Here is a 24434-nt window from a genome sequence, read left to right on the forward strand (position 1 = left end):
GCCAGATCGTCGAGTCCTTCGAGTCTTCGCAGCTGGAAGCGAAGATGCAGACCTTGAACGAACTGCTGGGCGTCTGATCCCGATCCACGCTCCCGTGAGCGGCGCCACGGCTGCGCCGCCTTCCTGATTTTTCCGTAGCACCTGCATCACCGGAACAAGAAGTACTGCCAAACAAGTACGTCAGCGGGGTGAGCGATCCTTTCCCCGTTCCACCAAGTTGTCTCGCTTCACTATTACACGCGGGCTTCATAACAGAGGAGATGAATATGAAACTTAAGGCAATGGCACTGGCGATCACCGCAGCAGCGGCAGCATTCGCGACGGCATCGGCTTCGGCCCAGATTTCGGGCGACGTGATCAAGATCGGTTTCATCACCGATATCTCGGGCGTGTATTCGGACATCGACGGCCAGGGTGGCGCAGAAGCCATCAAGATGGCGATTGCCGACATGGGCGGCGCCATCAACGGCAAGAAGATCGAACTGGTCGTGGCCGACCACCAGAACAAGGCTGACGTGGCCGCCAGCAAGGCCCGTGAATGGTTCGACCAGCAGGGCGTGGACATGCTCATCGGTGGCACCAACTCCGGTACCGCCCTGGCCAGCGCCAAGGTAGCGGCCGAGAAGAAGAAGGTCTACATGCAGATCGGCGCCGGTTCGGCCCGTCTGACCAATGAAGAGTGCTCGCCCTATACCGTGCACTACGCCTACGACACCGTGGCCCTGGCCAAGGGTACCGGTTCGGCAGTGGTGAAGCAGGGCGGCAAGAGCTGGTTCTTCCTGACCGCTGACTACGCCTTCGGCCACTCCCTGGAATCCGACACGGCCAACGTCGTGAAGGCATCCGGCGGCACCGTGGTGGGTTCGGTCAAGCACCCGCTGGGCGCGTCCGACTTCTCCTCCTTCCTGCTGCAGGCGCAGAGCTCCAAGGCCCAGATCATCGGCCTGGCCAACGCCGGTGGCGACTTCATCAACTCGGTGAAGGCTGCCAACGAGTTCGGCATCACCAAGACCGCCAAGCTGGCCGGTCTGCTGGTGTTCATCAACGACGTGCACTCGCTGACCCTGAAGAACACCGAAGGCCTGTACCTGACCGATAGCTGGTACTGGGATTCCAACGAAGAGACTCGTGCCTTTGCCAAGCGCTACTTCGCCGTGCGCAAGAAAATGCCGTCGTCCCTGCAAGCCGCCGACTACTCGGCCGCCCTGCAATACCTGAAGGTGGTCAAGGAAATCGGTACCGACGATTCGGACAAGGTCATGGCTGCCCTGCGCAAGGCCAAGTTCAACGACATGTACCAGAAGAACGGCTACCTGCGCGCCGACGGCCGCGTGATGCACGACATGTACCTGTACCAGGTCAAGGCCCAGTCGGAATCGAAGTATCCGTGGGACTACTACAAGCTGGTGCAGACCATTCCTGCCGAGCAGGCCTGGACTACCAAGGCTGAATCCAAGTGCGCGGCCTGGAAGTAAGCAGGACGCACCGAGCAGCGCGCAACAAGCAGTAAGGCCATCGCACAGCCCGGCAAAATCTGTCATTTCTGTTCACGCGGGGATGGCAGATTTTTGCTGTAAAGCGCCGGGCGATGGTGATTTTCACCCATCTGGATGAACGGGTTTTTATGGAACTATTCGGCATACCCCTGCAAGCCCTGTTGAGCCAGCTCCTGCTGGGACTGGTCAACGGCTCCTTCTACGCCATGCTCTCGCTGGGCCTGGCGGTGATCTTTGGCTTGCTCAACGTGATCAACTTCGCGCACGGCACCCTGTACATGCTGGGCGCTTTCCTGGCGTGGATGGGCCTGTCCTATCTCGGCCTGAACTACTGGGTCATGCTCATCGTGGCACCGATTCTGGTGGGCGCATTCGGCATCGTCATCGAGAAGACCATGCTTCGCTGGCTCTACAAGCTGGACCACCTCTACGGGCTGCTGCTGACCTTCGGTATCACGCTGATGATCGAGGGCATCTTCCGCTCCATCTATGGCGTCTCCGGCCAGCCGTATTCGGTGCCTGACCTGCTGCAGGGCGCTACCAACCTCGGTTTCATGGTGCTGCCGAACTACCGCGCCTGGGTCGTGGTGGCTTCGCTGATCGTCTGTTTCGCCACCTGGTTCGTGATCGAAAAGACCCGCCTGGGTGCCTACCTGCGCGCCGGTACCGAAAACCCCAAGCTGGTGGAAGCCTTCGGTATCAACGTGCCGCTGATGGTGACCCTGACCTACGGCTTCGGCGTGGCATTGGCGGCTTTCGCCGGCGTGCTGGCCGCACCGGTGATCCAGGTTTCGCCGCTGATGGGCTCCAACCTCATCATCACGGTGTTTGCGGTGGTGGTCATCGGGGGCATGGGCTCCATCCTCGGCTCCATCCTGACCGGGCTGATGCTCGGCCTGATCGAGGGCCTGACCCGGGTGTTCTACCCCGAGTTGTCGGCCACCGTGGTCTTCATCATCATGGCCATCGTCCTGATGGTCCGTCCGGCCGGCCTGTTCGGCAAAGAGAAATAATCGGAGACCGGCATGAACAAGAAAATCGGAATTGCTGTTTTACTAATATTGTTGTTGGCTGCACCGTTTGGCATCTACCCGGTGTTCCTGATGAAGATGCTGTGCTTCGCGCTCTTCGCCTGCGCCTTCAACCTGCTGATCGGCTACACCGGCCTGCTGTCCTTCGGTCACGCCGCCTTCTTCGGCTGGGCCGGCTACATGTGCGGCCAGGCGCTGAAGGTATGGGGACTGCCAACCGAGCTGGGTTTGATCATCGGCACCCTGGTGGGCGCGCTGATCGGCCTGGTGATGGGTTTGCTGGCGATCCGCCGGCAAGGTATCTACTTCACCATGATCACCCTGGCGCTGGCGCAGATGCTGTTCTTCGTGGCCTTGCAGATGCCGTTCACCGGCGGCGAGGATGGCTTGCAGGGCGTGCCGCGTGGCAAGCTGCTGGGCTTCCTGAGCCTGGAAAGCGACATGACCCTGTACTACGTGGTGCTGGCCATCGCGGTGGCGGGCTTTGCCCTGATCGTGCGCACCATCCATTCGCCCTTCGGCCAGGTGTTGAAGGCGATCAAGGAGAACGAGCCCCGCGCCATCTCGCTGGGCTATGACGTGGCGCGCTACAAGCTGCTGGCCTTCGTGCTGTCGGCTGGTCTGGCGGGCCTGGCTGGTGCCACCAAGACGCTGGTGCTGGGCTTCGAGACCCTGACCGACGTGCACTGGAGCATGTCCGGCCTGGTGGTGCTGATGACCCTCGTGGGCGGCCTGGGCACCATCCTTGGTCCCATCGTCGGCGCGGTCATCATCATCATGTTGGAGAACAAGCTTGGTGACATCGGCAGCTGGCTGGCCAATGCCACCAGTATCGACTGGTTCAACACGCTGGGTGACTCGGTGACCATCGTGACCGGCTTCATCTTCATCGTCTGCGTGCTGGCCTTCCGCAAGGGCATCGTTGGGGAAATCCAGGCGCTGATCGGGAAAGGGCAGGCCAAGAGCTCGCACTAGCCCGTCTTCGACAGAGCGCGGGTCACCACCAGGGTGATCCGCTTGCCGCCGGCAAGTCACCGATCAGGTGATTTCCCGGCGGTAATTTTTTGTCCACAGGTTTTTCGTCGTCCTGTGCCAGGCATAACAGATCGTTCATGTTCCGGAACAGCAATATGCTGGCCGCATCTGTTGCTGATGCCGACGGAGCCGGGGCGGTAGAATGTGGGCCGGTCGGAGGGCGATCGGCGTCACGTGTCTGCCATTCCCGTGCTCCCGTTCTCCGATTATCCAGATCACCAATCCGCGTCTTATCTTATGCACAGCCTTGCGTCACTGCTATCGGTCCCATCTTCCCCTTGTCCACATCACCTTATGCCGGTCCGGTCCGTTTCGTCATGGAGGTGAGGCATGCTTGATTACGTCATCCTGTGCGGCGCTGCGTTCGTTGCCGGTCTGATTGATGCGGTGGTAGGCGGGGGAGGGCTGGTGCTGGTACCGACCTTGTTCTCGGTCTTTCCCAATACCGCACCGGCCACGCTGCTGGGTACCAACAAGGTGGCCGGCGTCATGGGTACCAGTGCTGCCGCCATCAATTTTGCGCGCAAGGTGGCAGTACGTTGGAGCACCGTGACACCGGCGGCCATGGCAGCGTTTGCCTTTTCCTTCTTCGGTGCGTATGTGGTGACGCATATCCCGACCGATCTGATCCGCAAGGCCTTGCCCTTTGTATTGATCGCGGTGGCGCTGTACACGCTGAAGAAGAAGGATTTCGGTACGACCCATGCGCCCACGTTGAGTGGGAGCAGGGAAATGATCTACGCCGCCCTGATCGGTGGTGCGGTCGGTTTCTACGACGGTGTGTTCGGCCCGGGTACGGGGAGCTTCCTGGTCTTCCTGTTCGTACGAGTGTTCAGCTATGACTTCCTGTCGGCATCGGCGGTCTCCAAGTTTGTCAACATCGCGACCAATCTCGCAGCCTTGTGCTGGTTCGGGTATAGCGGCCATGTGATCTGGCAATTGGGTCTGCTGATGGCAATATTCAATATCGGTGGCTCGCTGGTTGGCACCCGACTGGCGATGAAGCATGGCAGCGTCTTTGTGCGCAAGTTGTTCCTGATCGTGGTCGGAGCGTTGATCCTGAAGTCCGGGTACGACGCGTTTCTTCGCTAGAAAGCATGTTTGATGTTTCACGTGAAACAGCGTGAATGAAGTTGAAGACGGAGCCGATGGCTCCGTTTTTATTTGCTCGTTGAATTTCATCTAAGCACAAAGACATCCTCCCGATGTTCCACGTGAAACAGTAGCGATGCTGTTTCATTGATCAGCTATACCTATCGGAAGTCATCGCCGATAGCGTTAGACAGGGCAGGGAAGTGCGGTAAACCAACAGCCAGGGACCTGCCTGCCGACCCCTCCGGATAAAAGGTCTTATAATCTCGCCTCTGTTCTCACCTCACCACGAGGCCCGCATCATGCTATTCCCCACACAATTTGACGTCATTGTCGTTGGCGGCGGTCACGCCGGCACCGAAGCTGCACTGGCCGCAGCCCGCATGGGCCAGAAAACCCTGCTCTTGACGCACAACATCGAGACGCTGGGCCAGATGTCCTGCAATCCCTCCATTGGCGGGATCGGCAAGGGCCACCTGGTCAAGGAAGTCGATGCCATGGGTGGGGCGATGGCCATTGCCACTGACGAGGCGGGCATCCAGTTCCGCATCCTGAACTCCTCCAAGGGGCCGGCCGTGCGCGCTACCCGCGCCCAGGCTGACCGCATCCTGTACAAGGCAGCGATCCGCTCCCGCCTGGAGAACCAGCCCAACCTGTGGCTGTTCCAGCAGGCAGTGGATGACCTGATGCTGGAAGGTGACCGCGTCGTCGGCGCCGTGACGCAGGCCGGTATCCGCTTCGCGGGCCATGCAGTGGTATTGACCGCGGGTACCTTCCTGGACGGGAAAATCCACGTAGGACTGAACAATTATTCCGGCGGCCGTGCCGGTGATCCGCCAGCCGTCTCGCTTTCCGCCCGATTGAAGGAATTGAAGCTGCCGCAAGGCCGTTTGAAAACCGGCACGCCGCCGCGTATCGATGGCCGCAGCATCAACCTGGCCATCCTGGAAGAACAACCAGGCGATCTCGATCCGGTACCGGTGTTCTCCGTCATGGGCAACGCCGCCATGCATCCGCGCCAGATGCCGTGCTGGATCACCCATACCAACAGCCGTACCCATGACATCATCCGTGGCGGCCTGGATCGCAGCCCCATGTACACCGGCGTCATCGAAGGCGTGGGCCCGCGTTACTGCCCCTCCATCGAAGACAAGATCCATCGCTTCGCCAGCAAGGATTCTCACCAGATCTACCTGGAACCCGAGGGCCTGACCACCCACGAGTTCTACCCCAATGGCATCTCCACCAGCCTGCCATTCGACGTGCAGCTGGAGCTGGTGCGCTCGATGAAGGGCATGGAAAACGCCCACATCCTGCGCCCCGGCTATGCCATCGAATACGATTACTACGACCCGCGTGGCCTGAAGTCCTCGCTGGAGACCCGCCAGGTGCAGGGTCTGTTCTTCGCCGGCCAGATCAATGGCACCACCGGCTACGAAGAAGCCGCTGCCCAGGGCATGCTGGCCGGTATCAACGCCGCCTTGCAGACCCAGGGCCGTGACGCCTGGACCCCGCGCCGCGACGAAGCCTATCTCGGCGTGCTGGTCGATGACCTGGTCACCCAGGGCGTGCAGGAGCCATATCGCATGTTCACCAGCCGCGCCGAATACCGTCTCTCTCTGCGCGAAGACAATGCCGACCTGCGCCTGACCGAAATCGGCCGCGAACTGGGTTGCGTGGGCGATGCCCAGTGGGAAGCCTTCGAACGCAAGCGCGAAGCCGTTTCACGTGAAATGGAACGCCTCAAGTCCACCTGGGTGAATCCGCGCATCCTCGCCACTGCTGAAGCCGAGCGCGTGCTGGGCAAGGCCATCGAGCGCGAATACAACCTGCTGGACCTGCTGCGCCGTCCCAACGTCAACTACGACAGCCTGATGAGCCTGACCGGTACGGAAGGCCAGCCCCTGGCCGGCCCCGGCATCGAAGACGGCCCGGTGCGCGAGCAGGTCGAGATCCAGGTCAAGTACGCCGGCTACATCGCCCGCCAGGCCAACGAGATCAGCCGCCAGGACCATAACGAAAACCTGAAGCTGCCCGCCGATCTGGACTACATGGACGTCAAGGCACTGTCCATCGAAGTACGCCAGAAGCTCAACAAGCATCGCCCCGAGACCCTGGGCCAGGCCTCGCGCATTTCCGGCGTGACCCCGGCGGCGCTGTCGCTGTTGCTGGTGCACCTGAAGAAGGGCGGCCTGAAGCAGCTGGCCGCCAGCGACAACCAGGCGGCCTGAGGCTGCGCAAAGCTTCACATTACCGCCCACGGCACTACCGACCCAGATCAATAACAAGGCATCATGGATGAGCAACACTGCAGACCTGTCCTCACTGACCCGCACCCTGAAAGAGGGGGCCCAGGCCCTCGGGCTCACGCTCTCGGAGGCGCAGATCGCCAGGCTGATGGCCTACCAGGCCCTGCTGGCGAAGTGGAACAAGGTCTACAACCTGACCGCCTTGCGTGACCCGGCCCAGATGGTGTCGCACCACCTGCTGGATTCGCTCTCGGCCATGACCGCCTTTGCCGGCGCGCAGCGCGTGCTGGATGTGGGTGCCGGCGGTGGCCTGCCGGGCATCGTGCTGGCGATCTGGGCCGCCGAGGCCGAGCCGCAGATGAAGATCACCCTGGTCGATACGGTCCAGAAGAAGACCGCCTTCCTCAACCAAGTCAAGGCTGAATTGCAACTGGGCAATGTGACGGTCCTGCATGCCCGCGTCGAGCAGTTGCCAGTCGAGCAACAGTACGATGTCATCACGTCGCGTGCCTTTGCGGAACTGAAGGACTTCGTCACATGGTCGAACCACCTCCTGCAACAAGGTGGCAAGTACATCGCCCTCAAGGGTGTGCTACCGCAAGAGGAAATCGACCGGTTGCCGGCGGGGTGGACGGTGCAGCAAGTGCAGCCCCTGCAGGTACCGGGCCTGGATGCCGAACGGCATCTCATCTTCATGGAAAGAGCGACCTGATGAACAAACTCAAACAGGCCCTGGTGGCCACCATGGTCTCGATGGCAGCCTATGGCGTCATCGCCACCGCCAGCGCCCAGGAAGTCAAGACCGTGCCCTCCGTGGACCTGAAGCGCTATGCGGGCAAGTGGTACGAAATCGCCAAGATTCCCAACAGCTTCCAGAAAAAATGCATCTCCGGCACCAGCGCCGAGTATGCTGGCCGTGACGATGGCATGATCGACGTCACCAACCGCTGCAAGACCGCCGATGGCATCGATGAAGCCAAAGGCGTGGCGCGGGTGGTCCCGGGCAGCAACAACAGCAAGCTGGAAGTGCGCTTTGCGCCGGCCTGGCTGTCGTGGGTGCCGATGGTCTGGGGCGACTACTGGATCATGGACCTGGACGAGCAATACACGCTGGCCACCGTCGGCAGCCCCTCGCGCGAATACCTGTGGATTCTCTCGCGCACGCCGACCATCAGCGACGAGCAATACGAGAACGCACTCAACAACGCCACCAAGCAGGGTTTCGATACCGCGCGGGTGGTCAAGAGCAAGCCCTAATACGGCACCTGACATCAGGCCGGCGGCCCGGGCAGCAACCCGGGCCGCTCACATTCAAGGAGACCCACCATGCAGGCGATCTTTCATTCCCTCGGCATCACCGATATCTGGCAACTGATTGCCGCCACCATGGTGTTCCTGCTGCTGCCCGGCCCCGGTACCTTCTGCGTGCTGACCTGCGCGGCCAAGGGTGGCTTGCGCGGTGGCTTCATGGCGCAGGCGGGTCTCATGCTCGGTGACATCGTGCTCATGTTCCTGGCGGCGGCCGGCGTGGCCGCGCTGCTGCACGCCAACCCCTTGCTGTTCCACGGCCTGCAATACCTGGGCGCGGCCTACCTGGCCTACCTCGGCGGGCGTCTTTTGTTTGCAAGAGGCGAGGGCGGTGGTACAGTCGTACCCTTTTCCAACGCCGCAGAATTCCGGCGCGGCTTTCTGGTCACCTTGTTCAACCCGAAAGCCATCGTGTTTTACATGGCGTTCTTCCCGCTGTTCCTGGACCCCGCCACGCAACAGGGCTCGCTCACCTTTTTCACGATGGGCGCCGTGATCAGTACCTGCACCTTGTTCTACGGCAGTTTCCTGATCTTCGTCGGCAATGCCGCCGCCCGTCGCATGGCCCGCAATCGCACCATCGCCAAGCTGGCCTCACGTGCGGCCGGGATCTTCCTGATCGGTTTCGGCATCAAGTTGACCACGCAATAACGCTCACATAAAAAAGATATGGCAAAAATATTTTGTGTCGCCAACCAGAAAGGTGGCGTAGGCAAGACCACCACCGCGGTCAACCTGGCCGCCGGTCTGGCGCAGCTGAACCAGCGCGTGCTGCTGGCCGACCTCGATCCCCAGGGCAATGCCACCATGGGCGCCGGCATCAACAAGGCCACGCTGGAAGCGTCGATCTATGAAGTGCTGCTGGGCATGTCCGATATCCGCAGCGTGCGCAAGCGTTCGGAGGCGGGCGGTTTCGACGTGCTGCCGGCCAATCGTGAGCTGGCCGGTGCCGAAGTCGAGATGGTCGAACTGGAGCAGCGCGAGGCGCGCCTGAAGATTGCCTTCGCCGAGGTGGCGGAAGACTACGACTTCATCCTCATCGACTGCCCGCCGGCACTGTCCATGCTGACCCTGAACGGCCTGTGCTCGGCGCATGGCGTGATCATCCCGATGCAGTGCGAATACTACGCACTCGAAGGCCTGTCGGACCTGGTCAATACCATCAAGAAGGTGCATGCCAAGCTGAACCCGGAGTTGAAGGTGATCGGTCTGCTGCGGGTGATGTTCGACCCGCGCATGACGCTGTCGCAACAGGTCTCGGACCAGCTGGAACAGCACTTCGGCGACAAGGTCTTCAAGACCGTCATCCCGCGCAATGTGCGACTGGCCGAAGCGCCTTCGTACGGCTTGCCGGGCGTGACCTTCGATCCTTCCTCCAAGGGGGCGCAGGCCTATATCGCGTTCGGCGCGGAAATGGTCGAGCGCATCAAGACGCTGTAATCAGGCATCGTTTTCATCAGGCAATCGCATGGCAACTCTACCGAAAAAATCCAAGGGACTGGGACGCGGACTGGACGCACTCCTGGGTGGCTCCTCCGACATCACCGAAGAAGCGCAGGCGCAAGCGGCCAAGGCCGGCCTGCCCAGCGTGATGGCCGTCACCGAGCTGCAGGCCGGCAAGTACCAGCCGCGCACCCGCATGGACGAGGGCGCGCTCAACGAGCTGGCCGCTTCCATCAAGGAACAGGGCCTGCTGCAGCCCATCCTGATCCGCGCCATCGGCCAGAAGAACGGCCGCGACGTCTACGAGATCATCGCCGGCGAGCGCCGCTTCCGCGCCGCCAAGATCGCCGGCCTGACCGAAGTGCCGGTGCTGGTCAAGAACGTGGACGACCAGACCACCGCCGCCATGGCGCTGATCGAAAACATGCAGCGCGAGGACCTCAATCCCCTGGAAGAAGCCCAGGGCATCCATCGCCTGATCACCGATTTCGCCTTCACCCACGAGCAGGCAGCGCTGGCCGTGGGCCGTTCGCGCAGTGCAGTGTCGAACCTGCTGCGCCTGCTGAACCTGGCCAAGCCGGTGCAGACCATGCTCATGGCCGGCGACATCGACATGGGCCATGCCCGCGCGTTGCTGGCGGTGGATTCGGCGACCCAGATCCAGCTGGCCAACCAGATCGTGGCCAAGCGCATGTCGGTGCGCGACGCTGAAAAGCTGGTCACCCGCGCCTCCGCCGAGCAGGCCGCCAAGCCACGCGAAGCCCGCGACAAGTCGCGTGACATCGCCCGGCTGGAAGAAGAGCTCTCCGACCTCCTGGCGACCCAGGTCAGCATCAAGACCGGCGCCCGCAACAAAGGGCAGTTGATCATCAACTTCAACGACCTCGATGCCCTCGATGGCGTCATCGCCCGCCTGCGCGGCGAGTCGGTGGAGAGCTGATCGCCGGTTTGCGCATCGCGTGAAGCAAGGCGCGACGCCGCAAAAAAATGGGCTGCAAGTGATATCACTTGCAGCCCATTCTTATTGATATAAATAATTTACTGTTTCGGCGCCTCAGGATCAGAAGGTCCGCTGCACATCCGAGCGCGGCGGCAGCTGATAGCTCCAGGTCTCGGTCAACGGCTTGCCGTTGGCAGTGAGCGCGGCCCGCAATTCCACCGCCTGTGCGACGTTGCGGATCTTCACCCGCAAGGTCAGGCGCCAGCCGTTGATGGCCGGATTGGGCTGCAGTTGCGCATCGATCAGCTCGCCATTGTTGGACACGCTCACCTGCGGCTGCACCTGGGTCCCGGCCGGCAGCTTGCCCAGCGGGCCGCCGGTGAAGTCCACCAGCAGGGCCGTGGTACCGTCGAAGGCGCGGATCAGGTTGGCCTGCGTGAGCTCGCCATCGGTATGGAAGGTCTGCTTGACCCAGCCCACCTCGTTGTTGAGGATGGCCGGCTCGTCCATGGTCCAGTGGATGCGGTAGTCGTAGGCCACCGGCGTGCCGCGGGCCGGCAATTGCGACGGCAGCCAATAGGCCACGATGTTGTCGTTGGTCTCGTCGGCGGTGGGGATTTCCACCAGTTGCACCGCGCCACGACCCCAGTCGCCACGCGGTTCGATCCAGGCCGAAGGACGCAGGTCGTAGCGGTCCTTCAGGTCTTCGAAGGCCGAGAAATCGCGGCCCCGCTGCAGCAGCCCGAAGCCACGTGGATTGGTCACCTCGAAGGAACTCACTTCCACGTTCTGCGGATCGTTGAGCGGACGCCACAGCCATTCGCCATTGCCGGTGTGGATCGCCAGACCGTTGGAGTCATGGATGGCCGGGCGGAAGTTGCGGCGCGAGGATTGCTGGTTGGGGCCGAACAGGAACATGCTGGTCAGCGGTGCAATGCCCAGGCGACCCACCTCGCCGCGCAGGAACACGCGGGCCTGCACATCCAGCAGCGCATCCTGGCCCGGGGTCAGCGTGAACTTGTAGGCGCCGGTGGCGCGTGGCGAATCCAGCAGCGCATAGAAGGTCAGCTGCTTCTCGCCCGGGGCTGGACGCTGGATCCAGAATTCGGTGAAGTGCGGGAATTCCTCGCCGCTCAGCATGGCCGTATCGATGGCCAGGCCACGCGCCGACAGGCCATAGACCTGGCCCTTGCCGATCACGCGGAAATAGCTTGCGCCCAGCACGCTCATGACCTCGTCTTCCTTGTCATCGCGGTTGAGCGGATAGACCACCCGGAAGCCCGCATAGCCCAGGTGCGCGGTGCTGTCCTTGGCCAGCGCCAGGTCGCCGAAGTTGAAGCGGTCGGTGCTGTAGCCCACATCCTGCACGCGACCATCGATGATCTCGTGGATCGCCACCGGCGCGTTGAACTGCATGCCCTGGTGGTAGAAGGCCAGCTTGAAGGGCGTCTTCTGGTCGCGCCATTCGAACTTCTCGCTCTTCGGCTGGATCTTCATGTAGTCGGCGAACTGCATCGCCGCAAAGGTCGGCGAGAGATTGCTCGCCGGTTTCTGGTAAGGCTTGTCAGCCAGCGCCCTGGCGCGTGCCACGGCCTGGTTGAGGTCGAAGCCCTGGTTGCTCTGCGCCTGCACCGAGGCCGCCAGCAGCGAGGCTGTCAGCACCATGCCGTGCAGGAAATTCCATTTCAATCCACGTTTGATCAATGCATCTCTCCACAAAGAGGCGGCATTCCAGCACAAACGGGCTGGTCACCGCCATGGTCCTGTCTGTCCTACAGGCATCAAAACAGAATAATATAGCGAACCGTCCGACCGGCTAAGCATCATAGAAGACAAGCAATAACTGATCCCGCCGGCCAGACCGCCTTCGACGGGCCGCTGCACCCTGTAGAGAGCAGCGCGCCGCCAAAGTTTAGAAAAAGAGAGGAAACCCGTGTCCCACAAGCTTACCGAGCGGCAAGCCGCGCCCGTGCGCCGCCCCCGCCTGGCCTTGGCCATGACCCTGTGCGCGCTGGCCTGTAGCGCCGCGCTCAGTGGCCCCGCGGCCCATGCGCAAGCCAACCCGGCCTTGCTGGGTGACAAGACCGCCTTCATCGACGACCTGCTGCGCCAGATGACGCTGGAAGAAAAGATCGGCCAGTTGCGCCTGATCAGCATCGGCCCGGAAATGCCCGCCAAGAAACTGGCCGAGGAACTGGCCGCCGGCCGCGTCGGTGGCACCTTCAATTCGGTCACCCGCGCCGAGAACCGGCCGCTGCAGGAAGGCGCGATGCGCTCGCGCCTGAAGATCCCGATGTTCTTCGCCTACGACGTGATCCACGGCCATCGCACCACCTTCCCGATCGGGCTGGGCCTGGCCTCCAGCTGGGACATGGACCTGGTCGCCAAGGCCATGCGCACCTCTGCCGAGGAAGCCGCGGCCGACAGCATCGACATGACCTTCGCGCCGATGGTGGACATCAGCCGCGACCCGCGCTGGGGCCGCACCTCGGAAGGCTTCGGTGAAGACCCCTACCTGGTCTCGCGCATCGCCGATGTCTCGGTGCGCGCATTGCAGGGCGAGACCCGGCCCATCGCCGCCAATCGCGTCATGGCCAGCGTCAAGCACTTCGCGCTGTATGGGGCGGTGGAGGGCGGGCGCGACTACAACGTGGTCAACATGGACCCGCAACGCATGTACAACGACTACCTGCCGCCGTATCGCGCCGCCATCGATGCCGGCGCCGGTGCAGTGATGGTGGCGCTCAATTCCATCAATGGCGCCCCGGCCACCTCCAACACCTGGCTGCTGCAGGACCTGCTGCGCCGCGATTGGGGCTTCAAGGGCCTGACCGTGTCTGACCACGGTGCCATCACCGAACTGGTCAATCACGGCGTGGCGCAGAACGACAGCGAAGCGGCGCGCCTGTCCATGAAGGCCGGCACCGACATGAGCATGGCCGACCAGGTCTATATCAAGCAACTGCCGGAGCTGGTGCGCTCGGGCAAGGTCTCGCAGCAGGAACTGGACAACGCCGTGCGCGACATCCTCGGCGCCAAGTACGACCTGGGCCTGTTCAAGGACCCGTTCGTGCGCATCGGCCGTGCGGCCGATGATCCGGCCGATGTCTATGCCGATGCACGCCTGCATCGCGCCGCGGCCCGTGAAGTGGCGCAGCAGTCCATGGTGCTGCTGGAAAACCGCAACGCCACGCTGCCGCTGAAGAAGAATGCCCGCATCGCGCTGGTCGGCCCGCTGGCCGATTCGCACATCGACATGCTGGGCAGCTGGTCGGCCGCCGGCCGCGACAAGCAGACCATCACCGTGCGCCAGGGCCTGCAGGCCGCGGTGGGCACGCAGGGCAGGCTGGTCTATGCCCGTGGCGCCAACATCACCGAAGACAAGCACATCGTCGATTACCTCAACTTCCTGAACTGGGATGATCCGGAGGTGGTGCAGGACAAGCGCAGCCCGCAGGCGATGATCGCCGAAGCCGTGCAGGCGGCCGCCAATGCCGACGTCATCGTGGCCGCCGTGGGTGAGTCGCGTGGCATGTCGCATGAATCCTCCAGCCGCACGTCGCTGTCGCTGCCGCAGAGCCAGCAAGATCTGCTCAAGGCGCTCAAGGCTACCGGCAAGCCGCTGGTGCTGGTCTTGATGAATGGCCGCCCGCTGGACCTGAACTGGGCACGCGAGAACGCCGCGGCCGTGCTGGAGACCTGGTACACCGGCACCGAGGGGGGCAATGCGATTGCCGATGTGCTGTTCGGCGACGTCAATCCTTCCGGCAAGCTGCCGCTGACCTTCCCACGGTCGGTGGGGCAGATCCCGAGCTACTACAACCATGCGCGTGTCGGTCGTCCCTTTACCGAAGGCAAGCCCGGCAACTACACCTCGCAATACTTCGACGAGCCCAATGGCCCGCTCTATCCCTTCGGCTATGGCCTCAGCTATACCGAGTTCAAGCTCTCCGAGGTGAGCCTGTCGCAGCCCACCATGCAGGCCGATGGCAAGGTCGAGGCCAGCGTCACCGTGAAGAATATCGGCCGCCGCGCTGGTGCGACCGTGGTGCAGCTGTATATCCGCGATGTGGCGGCCTCGGTAGTGCGCCCGGTCAAGGAACTGAAGGATTTCCGCAAGCTGATGTTGCAGCCGGGAGAAGAAAAGCAGGTGCGCTTCAGCATCGACCGCAAGGCGCTGTCCTTCTATAACGCCAAGCTGGAATACGTGGCCGAGCCGGGTGAATTCCAGGTGCAGGTGGGCCTGGATTCCAAGGAGGTGAAGACGGCTTCGTTCACTCTGCAGTAAGGGTCTGCGGAAAGGGCGATAGGTCTCCCATCAGTCCGAACGGTATGAGATGGGAACCGCCATGGATGATCATGCGGATCTTCGTCAGGCAAAGAAAAATGGGCACACTCAACAGAGTGTGCCCATTTTCATTTCCGGCCCGGCTTTGCATAAATGATATAAATCATTTATACAGCGACGGCATCAGGCCGCTGCTGCTTCGTCTTCCTCTTCGCCCAGGAAGCCACCGCTCTGGTGCGCCCACAGCCGCGCATACAAGCCGTTGGCCGCCAGCAGCTGGCTGTGCGTGCCTTGCTCGACGATGCGCCCCTGGTCCAGCACGATCAGGCGATCCATGGCCGCGATGGTGGACAGACGGTGCGCGATGGCGACTACGGTCTTGCCTTCCATCAGCTTGTACAGGCTGGTCTGGATGGCCGCTTCCACTTCCGAATCGAGCGCGCTGGTGGCCTCGTCCAGCAGCAGGATGGGCGCATCCTTGAGCATCACGCGGGCAATCGCGATGCGTTGGCGCTGGCCGCCGGACAGCTTCACGCCGCGCTCACCGACATGGGCGTCGTAGCCGGTGCGGCCCTTGGCATCGGCCAGGGTGCCGATGAAATCATGCGCCTCGGCCTGTTCGGCGGCGTGGACCATCTCGGCATCGCTGGCGTCGGGACGGCCATAGATCACGTTCTCGCGCACCGAACGATGCAGCAGGGAGGTGTCCTGGGTGACCATGCCGATCTGCGCGCGCAGGCTGTCCTGGGTGACGTGGGCGATGTCCTGGCCATCGATGGTGATGCGGCCACCCTCGATATCGTAGAAACGCAGCAGCAGGTTGACGATGGTCGACTTGCCGGCACCGGAGCGGCCGACCAGGCCGATCTTTTCGCCGGGTTTGATCACCAGGTCCAGGCGGTCCACCACCGGACGTGGCGCCGCGCCACCATAGCTGAAGCTCACGCCCTCGAAGCGCAGTTCGCCCTGCGCGACCTTCAGCGGCTTGGCATCCGGCGCATCCTTGACGTCATGCGCCAGCGCCAGCGTATTGATGCCGTCCTGCACCGTACCGACGTGCTCGAACAGGGCCGACATTTCCCACATCACCCAGTGGGCGATGCCGTTCAGGCGCAGCGCCATGGCGGTGCTGGCGGCCACCGCACCGATGCCCACCTTGCCCTGGGTCCACAGGTACAGCGATACCCCGCTGGCTCCGATGATGAGGATCATGTTCAGGATGTGGTTGACCACCTCGAAACCCGAAACCAGCCGCATCTGGCGATGCACCGTGGTCAGGAATTCGCGCATCGCGCTGCGGGCGTAATCAGCCTCGCGGCCGGCATGCGAGAACAGCTTGACGGTGGCGATGTTGGTGTAGGCGTCCGTGATGCGACCGGTCATCAGCGAACGCGCATCGGCCTGGTTGCGTGCCACCGCCGACAGGCGCGGCACGAAGTAGCGCAGCGCCACCGCGAAGGTCGCCAGCCAGACGAAGAAGGGCGCCAGCATCCACATGTCGAAGCTGCCGACCACGCCGATCAGGGTCGCGAAGTAGATGGTGATGAAGACCAGGATGTCGCCCACGATCATGCAGAAGTCACGCACCGCCAGCGCGCTTTGCATGACCTTGGTGGCGACCCGGCCGGCGAATTCGTTCTGGTAGAAGCTCATGCTTTGGCTGAGCATGAGGCGATGGAAATTCCAGCGCAGCAGCATGGGGAAGTTGCCGGCCAGGGTCTGGTGCTTGAACATGGTCTGCAGGGCGATCAGCAGCGGACTGGCGGCCAGGATCAGCAACAGCCACAGCAGCGTGTGTCCCTCTTGCACCCACAGGTGTGCCGGTTCGACCTTGGCCAGCCAGTCGACGATACGGCCCAGCGCCGCAAACAGCAGTGCCTCGAATACACCGATGATGGCCGTCATCAGCGTCATGGCGGCGATGTAGGGGCGTACGCCCCGGGTACAGAACCAGATGAAGCGCATGAAGCCGCGTGGCGGCGGCAGGGGATGTGTTTCCGGGTAGGGATGGACCAGTTTTTCGAACCAGCTGAACATGCAACAAACTCCAAAAAGGGGGGCGGCGGGCGACGGCGATACTGCGGCGGGCGCAGGACAGGCCAGGTTGGCCTGCGGCGCGGCTTCATGCGTGGCTGGCGGATCGTTGCGGCAGCAGGGCCGCTATCGTGATCCGGGGCTGGCCCGCGATAGGGTGGACGCCTTGGAAGCCGCATCATCTCATAGGCATGGGGCCCAGGTGTATCGGACAAGACAAAAACACTTGTCGGAAAATCGGAATGGTGGCCGGCGCTTGAAGTTCCCTGATCGGCGATACTGATGAATTGCCATCCATTCATCAGTTGCAGCCATGAATCTCTCTCAAGCCGCCGTCGCCTTCCTGCCACAGGAGCAGTTGGCCCTATCGTTGTTGCCCTATGTCCTCGACGATGCCGGTGATGGTTCGCATGATCTCTCGCATCTGCTGCGAGTCTGGAACAATGCACGCCGCCTCCAGCAGGAGGAGGGTGGTGACTTGCGCATCCTGCTGGCCGCCGTGCTCTTGCATGACTGCGTGCGGGTGGAGAAGGATTCGCCCCTGCGCGCCCAGGCCTCGACGCTCTCGGCGCAACGTGCGCGGGAAATCCTGGACGCACTGGGGTGGACCGCGCAAGACGCCGACCGCGTAGCCCATGCCGTGCAGGCTCACAGCTACTCCGCGCAGATCACGCCGCAGTCGCTGGAGGCGAAGATCGTGCAGGATGCCGACCGGCTGGATGCCATCGGCGCCATTGGCGTGGCACGCTGTTTCTATGTGGCGGGGCGGATGGGGTCGGCGCTCTATGAACCGCTGGACCCACAGGCGCACGGGCGGGTACTGGAGGATCGTCGCTTCGCGCTGGACCATTTCCCGGCCAAGCTGTTGCGCTTGCAGGAGGGCTTCCAGACCGCCAGCGGAGCGGCCATGGCCAGCGCACGGCAGGCACGCATGCGCGCGTTCGTGGAGGACTTCCTGGGGGAGTTGTGAGGGGGAGGGTGGTGCACAGGGAGTAGCGTCAGCAGCGCCTGCCCGCTCGCGAGGGGAAGATCAGGTGGCCCCGGATCGAGGCCACCTGATCACCGGATCACTTGAGCATCAGGCCGCCAGTTTTTCCATCGGCAGTGCCGGTGCCACTTGCAGCGGGACCTGTACGGTACGCAACAGCGGTGCGGTTTGCGCTGTCCTTGCCGCGGATACCCCCGCCACCGGTGCCGCCACCAGCGCGTCCGGTGCTTCCAGCTGGAATACGCCCACCGCCTGGTTCAGGTTCACCGCCTGCTCCTGCAGCGTGGCCACGGCGGCGCTGGCCTGTTCCACCAGCGCGGCATTGTGCTGGGTCACCTGATCCATCAGGGCAATGGCCTTGTTGACTTCCTCGATGCCCACGCTCTGCTCATGGCTGGCGGTGGAAATCTCGCCCATCACATCGGTCACCTGCTGCACGCTGGTCACGATCTGTTCCATGGTCTCGCCGGCCCGTTCCACCAGGCGGGTCCCGGCTTCGACGTTGTTGACCGAGGCGTCGATCAGTTGCTTGACTTCCTTGGCGGCCGCTGCGCTGCGTTGGGCCAGGCTGCGCACCTCGGTAGCGACCACGGCGAAACCGCGGCCCTGTTCACCGGCGCGGGCCGCTTCCACTGCGGCATTCAAGGCCAGGATATTGGTCTGGAAGGCGATGCCGTCGATCACCCCGATGATGTCCACGATCTTGCGCGACGAGGTGTTGATGGCGGCCATGGTATCGACCACCTCTTCGACGATGGCGCCACCCTGCTTGGCGATGTCGGAGGCATTGCGGGCCAGCTGGTTGGCTTCGCGGGCGTGGCCGTCGTTCTGCTTGACGGTCGCGGTCAGTTGCTCCATGGCCGAGGCGGTTTCTTCCAGCGAGGCGGCCTGGTCTTCGGTGCGGGCCGAGAGGTCGCTGTTGCCGGCGGCGATCTGGGCGCTGATGGTGGCAACGCCAGCGGCGGCATCGCGCACTTCGCTGACGGTGTTGCGCAGATTGCCACTCATTTCGGCCAGGGCTTCCATGATGCTCTGGCGACGCGCATTGCCGACACGGCGCAGCGTCACCTCGTGGTACAGCTCGCCACGGTCCACGGCCAGCGCCACTTGCTTGACCTCGTCCGGTTCGGCGCCCAGTGCGCCACGGATGGAGCGGGTGATCAGCGTGGCCAGCACCACGCCGGCCACCAGCGCGGCGCTGAGCAGGATCAGCATGAAGGCCTGGAAGCCGCGTGCGGTGCTGCGGGCCTTGGCTGATTCCGCCTGGCTCATGCCTTCTTCCAGATCGATGAACTGGTTGATCGCGGCCAGCCATTCGACAAAGGCCGGCTTGACCTGGCCCAGCATCAACTGGCGCGCAGCCTCGATGTCACCCGCCTTGCGTGCCGCGATGGCCTTGGCGGCCAGCGGCATGGCACGGGCTTCCATGGCCTTGATGCGTTCCAGGCTGGCGCGCTCGTCGGGACGCACGCTCATGCTGGCGAAGACCGCATCGAGCGGCTTGGCCGACTGCTGATAATCGGCGTCGAGCTTGTCGATCTGGGCCGTCACGTCCTTGACCTCGGCATCGCCCACCAGGGTCAGGTCGCGCAGGGCGATGGCGCGGTCATGCACGCTGCCGCGGAAGTTGATGGCGTAGCGCTGCTTGACGTTGTTGTCTTCGCTGACCCGCGCCAGGCTGCCTTCGATGGCATTGACCTTGGTAATGCTGACCACGGTCAGCACCAGCATCATCGCCAGTACCAGCGCAAAGCTCAGCGACAATTGGGCGGCGACGCTCAGCGAGCGACGCTTGGGGGTGAGATTGTGCATGGTAGGGCTCCCTGGAATGATGGACTGGTGACGCGACTGTGACTTGTGACCTATGCTGCCGATGTTGCCGATGTTGCCGATTATTGCGGGTCAGCCCGCAGGCGCCTACCAGACGATGGTATTAGTCCACCCTCGGACACGGCATTGATGACCGGCAACATGGTGCGAAGAGGGCAGTCTAGCGGCAATCGCCACGGCCCTGGATTGAATCTTCCGATGGAAGCGATAGCCTCTGCGCAGTCCCACGGGATGGGCGGGAGAGGGTGCTTAAGCCTGCGTTAAGTCTTCTGCGGCAAGCTGGGCAGCAAAACAACCGCCAGGACCACGACATGACCGAACACCCGTCCCCTGCAGTCGCTTCCACGCCACCGGCCGATCCCAGCCATCTCGCCAACCGTGCCACCCGCGCCCAGATATGGCGGCTCATCCGGCCGTTCTGGGTGTCCGAAGAAAAGTGGAAGGCCTGGGCGCTGCTGCTGTCGATCATTGCCCTGAACCTGGGCATGGTCTACATCAACGTGCGCCTGAACTCGTGGAACCGCGACATGTACAACGTGCTGCAATCGCGCGACTATCCGCAGTTCAAATCGCTGCTGTGGCAGTTCTCGGGACTGGCCTTCGTGTTCGTGGCCATCGCCATCTATAGCGTCTACCTGAAGCAGGCGCTGCAGATCCGCTGGCGCTACTGGATGAGCACCCGCTATCTCGACCAGTGGCTGGCGCATCGCGCCTATTACCGCATCGAGCAGGGGCAGGAGGGCCGGCTCTCGGACAACCCCGACCAGCGCATCGCCGAGGACCTGCATGCGCTGACCTCCGATACGCTGTCGCTGGTGCTCGGATTCATCTCCAGCAGCGTCACCCTGTTTTCCTTCATCCATATCCTGTGGTCGGTCAGTGGCCCACTGAGTTTTTCGGCCGGTGGTCACAGCTGGGTCATTCCCGGTTACATGGTCTGGTTCGTCATCGCCTATGCCGCCGTCGGGTCCGGGCTGGTGTGGTGGATCGGTCGTCCGCTGGTGGGACTGAGCTTCAACCAGGAGCGCTTCGAGGCCAACTTCCGTTTCGGTCTGATCCGCGTGCGCGAGCATGCCGAGGCGGTGGCCCTGTATCGCGGCGAGGCGCAGGAACGCACGCAGCTCACGGCACGCCTGGACGATATCCGCCGCAACTGGTGGGACATCATGCGGCTGACCAAGAAGCTCAATGTGGCCGTCAATTTCTATGGCCAGTTCGCCGTGATCTTCCCCATGCTGGTATCGGCGCCGCGCTACTTCTCGGGCGCCATTTCGCTGGGTGTGCTGATGCAGATCAGCGATGCCTTCGGCCAGGTGCAGGATGCGCTGTCATGGTTCATCAATGCCTTCACCACGCTGGCCAGCTGGAAGGCCAGTATCAACCGGCTGGCGGGCTTCCATGCCGATGTGGAGCGCGCGGCTGGCATGGCGCGCACCATCGAGGTCACGCCGCATGCGGGCAGTGCGGTGACGGTGTCGGGTTTGCAGCTGTCCTTCCCGGATGGTGCGCCGATGATGCGCAGCCTCGATGCCCGGGTGGAGTCGGGCGAGCACGTGCTCATCAGCGGCCCCTCGGGATGTGGCAAGTCCACGCTGATCCGCGCCATGGCCGATGTCTGGCCCTATGGTCATGGCCAGGTCGGCCTGCCGCAGGATGCGCCGGTGATGTTCCTGCCCCAGCGCAGCTACCTGCCCATCGGCAGCCTGCGGGCCGCGCTCTCCTATCCGGCGGCCGAAGGCAGTTTCGAAGATGCCCTCATCACCCGTTACCTGGCCCTGTGCCGCCTGTCACACCTGGCCGACCGGCTGGATGTGGCGGCCAACTGGAGCCAGGCACTGTCGCCGGGCGAGCAGCAGCGGCTGGCCTTCGTGCGGGTGTTTCTGAATCGTCCGCGCATCGTGTTCCTGGATGAAGCCAGCAGCGCCATGGATGGCGAGACCGAAGAGGTGCTCTATGCCGCCTTGCCGCGCGAGCTGCCGGGCGTGACCGTGATCAGCATCGCGCACCGCGAGACGCTGGCGCGCTTCCACGATGTGCGCTGGAAGTTCGTGCCGGCGGCAGCGGGCGAGGGTGAGGGAGAGGGACATCGGGTACAGATGCAGCCCATCGCGTCGTGACATCACCGGTTGGCGCGACCATACCGTTTTTGCATAAGCTCGGCAGAGAGGGCGTGACAGAATGGATTCATCGCGGCACGGTTCGCCGCATCCACCCGCTCACCCACGATTACTGGAAAGCCCACCATGAACGATCCCATCGTCTATCTCAATGGCGAACTCACGCCGCTGTCCGAAGCCCGCGTCCCGGTGCTGGATCGCGGTTTCATCTTCGGCGATGGCATCTACGAGGTGATCCCCATGTATCGCCGCAAGGCCTTCCGTGGTCGCCAGCACCTGGCGCGCCTGTTCCGCAGCCTGGACAGCATCGGTATTCCCAATCCGCATGACGAGGCCGGTTGGAACGCCCTGATCGACCAGGTCGTGCAGGCCAACGGTCTGGACGACCAGATGATCTACCTGCAGGTCACCCGGGGTGTGGCCAAGCGCGCCCACGCCTTCCCCAAGGAAGTGGTACCGACGGTACTGATCATGACCAACCCCATGGCACTGCCACCGGCTTCGGCCATTGAGCAGGGCGTGGCCTGCGTGACCATGGAAGATCGCCGCTGGCTCAATTGCCAGATCAAGTCGACCTCGCTGCTGGGCAATGTGCTGGCCGCGCAGTTCGCCGCCGAAAACCAGGTGACCGAGGCGATCCAGTTCCGTGACGGTTTCCTGTCGGAGGCGTCGTCCTCCAATGTGTGGGTGGTCAAGGATGGCAAGATATCAGCGCCGCCCAAGGACAACCTGATCCTGGAAGGCATCCGCTATGGCCTGATGGAAGAGCTGTGCGCCGAAGAGGGCATCGTGCTGCAGTCGCGCCGCATCACCCGCGAAGAAGTGCTGGCCGCTGACGAGCTCATCATTTCCTCGGCTAGCAAGGAAGTGCTGCCGGTGGTCAAGCTGGACGGCCAGCCGGTGGGCAGCGGGCGTCCGGGTCCGGTGTTCGGCAAGGTCTATGCGGCCTACCAGGCAGCCAAGGCCCGTCTGTAAGCGTGCCGGCAATGTGGTAACGGCGACCCTGACGTTTTCTGCACGTCGGGTCGCCGGCATGGCGTAGAATGCAGGCATCCCCCACCCGTATTCACCTGACCCTCCGCTTGAAGCGCGCCGGTTCATCCCCATCTGGGAGCATTGAAACCAGGAGCGCCGAAGCGGACAACGCCAAGGCGGTTTGCCATGACTATGCCCACTATTTCCCCTGAAGAATCCCTGATCGAATATCCCAGCGACTTCCCCATCAAGGTGGTCGGGATCACCCATGACGATTTCGCCGAAACCATCGTCGCCATGGTCATCGAGCACGATCCCGAGTTTCATGCAGGCAAGGTCGAGATGCGGCCGTCCACCCAGGGCAAGTACCTGTCGCTGACGCTGACCGTGCGCGCGACCAGCCGCACCCAGCTCGACAACATCTATCGCGCGCTGTCCACGCACGAGATGGTCAAGTTCGTGCTCTGATCCGGTTCGCGGTGTCGCAAGGTCGGCAAAGACCGGCGCAGTCCTTCGGGATGCGCCGGTTTTTTCATGGGCTTTTCGCTTTTTTGCGGGCTGGCGTTTTCGGCACATCGCCCGGCCAGCCGGGGATGGCCTGGAAGCGTTGCATCTCCTCGAAGATCCATTGGCGGAAGGCCACCACGCCGGGCTTTTCCAGTCCTTCCGGCAGGTGCACCAGGTAATGCGCCTCCTCGCACAACTGGGCCACGTCGAACAGGCGTACCAGCGTGCCACTGGCGATTTCCTGCCAGGCAATGGTGTGTCGCGACAGCGCCACGCCCTTGCCCTCGACGGCATGGCGCAGGGTCAGTGAGGAGTCTTCCACCACCAGCGTGCCGCTGGGTTCCGGCAGATCCAGCCCGGCCAGGGTCAGCCAGGGTTGCCAGGACTCGCGGGTATCCATGCGCAACAGGGTGCAATGGGCCAGGTCGGCCGGGCGCGTGAGCTTGCGGCTACGACCACCGTCACCGCGATAGCCGGGGGCGGCCACCGGGTAGTAGTAATCGTCGCTGAGCTTTTCGGTGACCACGCCGCTGTACTGCCCGCGACCGAAGCGGATGCCCACATCCACCCCGTCCAGACGCAGGTCGGCCAGATGGCTGCCCGATTGCAGCACTACCTCGATTTCCGGATGGGCATCGATGAACTTCCACAGGCGCGGCGCCAGCCAGCGCGAGGCGAACGAGGGCGTGGCCGAGATCACCAGGCGCTGCTGGCGGTTCAGGCTGCGCAGATGTTCGGCGGCCTGGGCGATTTCGCCGAGCGACTTGCGGATGGTGGCGGCGAAGCGCTGGCCGGTCTCGGTGATGGCGATGCGCTTGCCGTGGCGTTTGAAGAGCTGCAGGCCCAGGTCTTCTTCCAGCGCACGCACCTGGTGGCTGATGGCGCCGGGGGTGACATGCACCTCCTCGGCCGCGCGCGAGAAGCATTCGTGGCGGGCGGCCGCGTCGAAGGCGCGCAGGGCGGCCAGGTTGGGCAGTTTCCTGAGATCGGCCATGGTGGGTTCCTTATGAATTCCATTCGCAAAGAAACGCAATATATATCGTTTTGTCGGCCTGCAGGGTTTTCCTACAATGGTGACTCATTCACCATCACTCCAGGCAT

The 24434-nt window shown here is 62.9% G+C and carries 19 protein-coding genes; 15 read left to right on the forward strand and 4 right to left on the reverse strand.

What is annotated here, in order from left to right:
- Nucleotides 1-266 precede the first annotated feature (266 nt).
- The 10 genes from BTM36_RS27120 (at nucleotide 267) to BTM36_RS27165 (ending at nucleotide 10594) form a co-directional block, all read left to right on the forward strand.
- A complete protein-coding gene (locus BTM36_RS27120) occupies nucleotides 267-1475 on the forward strand; it encodes an ABC transporter substrate-binding protein (RefSeq protein WP_077238595.1) in 1209 nt (402 codons plus the stop codon).
- Nucleotides 1476-1624: 149 nt separating this feature from the next.
- Nucleotides 1625-2509 (forward strand): branched-chain amino acid ABC transporter permease, encoded by an 885-nt coding sequence (locus BTM36_RS27125; protein ID WP_077238596.1) that lies wholly within the window; start codon nucleotides 1625-1627, stop codon nucleotides 2507-2509.
- A gap of 12 nt (nucleotides 2510-2521) precedes the next feature.
- Complete coding sequence (locus BTM36_RS27130) at nucleotides 2522-3502, forward strand: branched-chain amino acid ABC transporter permease (RefSeq protein ID WP_039875323.1); 981 nt, start codon at nucleotides 2522-2524, stop codon at nucleotides 3500-3502.
- A 390-nt stretch (nucleotides 3503-3892) separates the two neighbouring features.
- Nucleotides 3893-4654, forward strand: coding sequence for a TSUP family transporter (locus tag BTM36_RS27135; RefSeq protein WP_006463432.1), 762 nt, complete (start codon nucleotides 3893-3895; stop codon nucleotides 4652-4654).
- 302 nt (nucleotides 4655-4956) lie between these two features.
- Nucleotides 4957-6885 carry a tRNA uridine-5-carboxymethylaminomethyl(34) synthesis enzyme MnmG gene (gene mnmG / locus BTM36_RS27140; RefSeq protein WP_077238597.1) on the forward strand — a complete coding sequence of 643 codons (1929 nt, stop codon included), beginning with the start codon at nucleotides 4957-4959 and terminating at the stop codon, nucleotides 6883-6885.
- Nucleotides 6886-6952: 67 nt separating this feature from the next.
- Nucleotides 6953-7615, forward strand: coding sequence for a 16S rRNA (guanine(527)-N(7))-methyltransferase RsmG (gene rsmG / locus BTM36_RS27145; RefSeq protein WP_077238598.1), 663 nt, complete (start codon nucleotides 6953-6955; stop codon nucleotides 7613-7615).
- The gene (locus tag BTM36_RS27150) at nucleotides 7615-8160 is read left to right on the forward strand and encodes a lipocalin family protein (protein ID WP_006463429.1); all 546 of its coding nucleotides are present in this window, start codon (nucleotides 7615-7617) and stop codon (nucleotides 8158-8160) included. Before rsmG ends, BTM36_RS27150 begins: the two co-directional genes overlap by 1 nt.
- Nucleotides 8161-8229: 69 nt before the next feature.
- On the forward strand, nucleotides 8230-8862 hold the full coding sequence (leuE, locus tag BTM36_RS27155; protein ID WP_006463428.1) for a leucine efflux protein LeuE: 633 nt from the start codon (nucleotides 8230-8232) through the stop codon (nucleotides 8860-8862).
- Nucleotides 8863-8880: 18 nt separating this feature from the next.
- Nucleotides 8881-9651 (forward strand): ParA family protein, encoded by a 771-nt coding sequence (locus BTM36_RS27160; protein ID WP_006463427.1) that lies wholly within the window; start codon nucleotides 8881-8883, stop codon nucleotides 9649-9651.
- 28 nt (nucleotides 9652-9679) lie between these two features.
- Complete coding sequence (locus BTM36_RS27165; RefSeq protein WP_006463426.1) at nucleotides 9680-10594, forward strand: ParB/RepB/Spo0J family partition protein; 915 nt, start codon at nucleotides 9680-9682, stop codon at nucleotides 10592-10594.
- Between the two features lie 120 nt (nucleotides 10595-10714).
- Here the strand turns inward: BTM36_RS27165 and BTM36_RS27170 are convergent, their stop codons facing one another.
- A complete protein-coding gene (locus BTM36_RS27170; protein ID WP_077238632.1) occupies nucleotides 10715-12259 on the reverse strand; it encodes a glucan biosynthesis protein G in 1545 nt (514 codons plus the stop codon).
- A 268-nt stretch (nucleotides 12260-12527) separates the two neighbouring features.
- On the opposite strand from BTM36_RS27170, the gene bglX reads away from it, so the two are divergent.
- Nucleotides 12528-14882, forward strand: a complete 2355-nt coding sequence (gene bglX / locus BTM36_RS27175; RefSeq protein WP_077238599.1) for a beta-glucosidase BglX — start codon at nucleotides 12528-12530, stop codon at nucleotides 14880-14882.
- 183 nt (nucleotides 14883-15065) lie between these two features.
- Here bglX and BTM36_RS27180 read toward each other — a convergent pair whose 3' ends face one another.
- Nucleotides 15066-16919, reverse strand: coding sequence for an ABC transporter ATP-binding protein (locus BTM36_RS27180; protein ID WP_077238600.1), 1854 nt, complete (start codon nucleotides 16917-16919; stop codon nucleotides 15066-15068).
- Nucleotides 16920-17229: 310 nt separating this feature from the next.
- On the opposite strand from BTM36_RS27180, the gene BTM36_RS27185 reads away from it, so the two are divergent.
- Nucleotides 17230-17886, forward strand: a complete 657-nt coding sequence (locus BTM36_RS27185; RefSeq protein WP_077238601.1) for an HD domain-containing protein — start codon at nucleotides 17230-17232, stop codon at nucleotides 17884-17886.
- A 108-nt stretch (nucleotides 17887-17994) separates the two neighbouring features.
- Here the strand turns inward: BTM36_RS27185 and BTM36_RS27190 are convergent, their stop codons facing one another.
- Nucleotides 17995-19716, reverse strand: a complete 1722-nt coding sequence (locus BTM36_RS27190; RefSeq protein WP_077238602.1) for a methyl-accepting chemotaxis protein — start codon at nucleotides 19714-19716, stop codon at nucleotides 17995-17997.
- Nucleotides 19717-20045: 329 nt separating this feature from the next.
- Here BTM36_RS27190 and BTM36_RS27195 point away from each other — a divergent pair, with 329 nt between their 5' ends.
- The 3 genes from BTM36_RS27195 to BTM36_RS27205 all read left to right on the forward strand — a co-directional run bounded on the left by BTM36_RS27195 (nucleotide 20046) and on the right by BTM36_RS27205 (nucleotide 23294).
- Nucleotides 20046-21851 (forward strand): ABC transporter ATP-binding protein/permease, encoded by a 1806-nt coding sequence (locus BTM36_RS27195; protein ID WP_077238603.1) that lies wholly within the window; start codon nucleotides 20046-20048, stop codon nucleotides 21849-21851.
- A 126-nt stretch (nucleotides 21852-21977) separates the two neighbouring features.
- Nucleotides 21978-22826, forward strand: coding sequence for a D-amino acid aminotransferase (locus tag BTM36_RS27200; protein WP_077238604.1), 849 nt, complete (start codon nucleotides 21978-21980; stop codon nucleotides 22824-22826).
- 186 nt (nucleotides 22827-23012) lie between these two features.
- Nucleotides 23013-23294 (forward strand): DUF493 family protein, encoded by a 282-nt coding sequence (locus tag BTM36_RS27205; protein WP_039875317.1) that lies wholly within the window; start codon nucleotides 23013-23015, stop codon nucleotides 23292-23294.
- 64 nt (nucleotides 23295-23358) lie between these two features.
- Here BTM36_RS27205 and gcvA read toward each other — a convergent pair whose 3' ends face one another.
- Nucleotides 23359-24327 (reverse strand): transcriptional regulator GcvA, encoded by a 969-nt coding sequence (gene gcvA / locus BTM36_RS27210; RefSeq protein WP_006463417.1) that lies wholly within the window; start codon nucleotides 24325-24327, stop codon nucleotides 23359-23361.
- Between the last annotated feature and the right edge of the window lie 107 nt (nucleotides 24328-24434).

The organism is Herbaspirillum sp. VT-16-41, from assembly GCF_001994935.1.
GTDB classification, from domain to species: Bacteria; Pseudomonadota; Gammaproteobacteria; order Burkholderiales; family Burkholderiaceae_D; genus Herbaspirillum; species Herbaspirillum frisingense.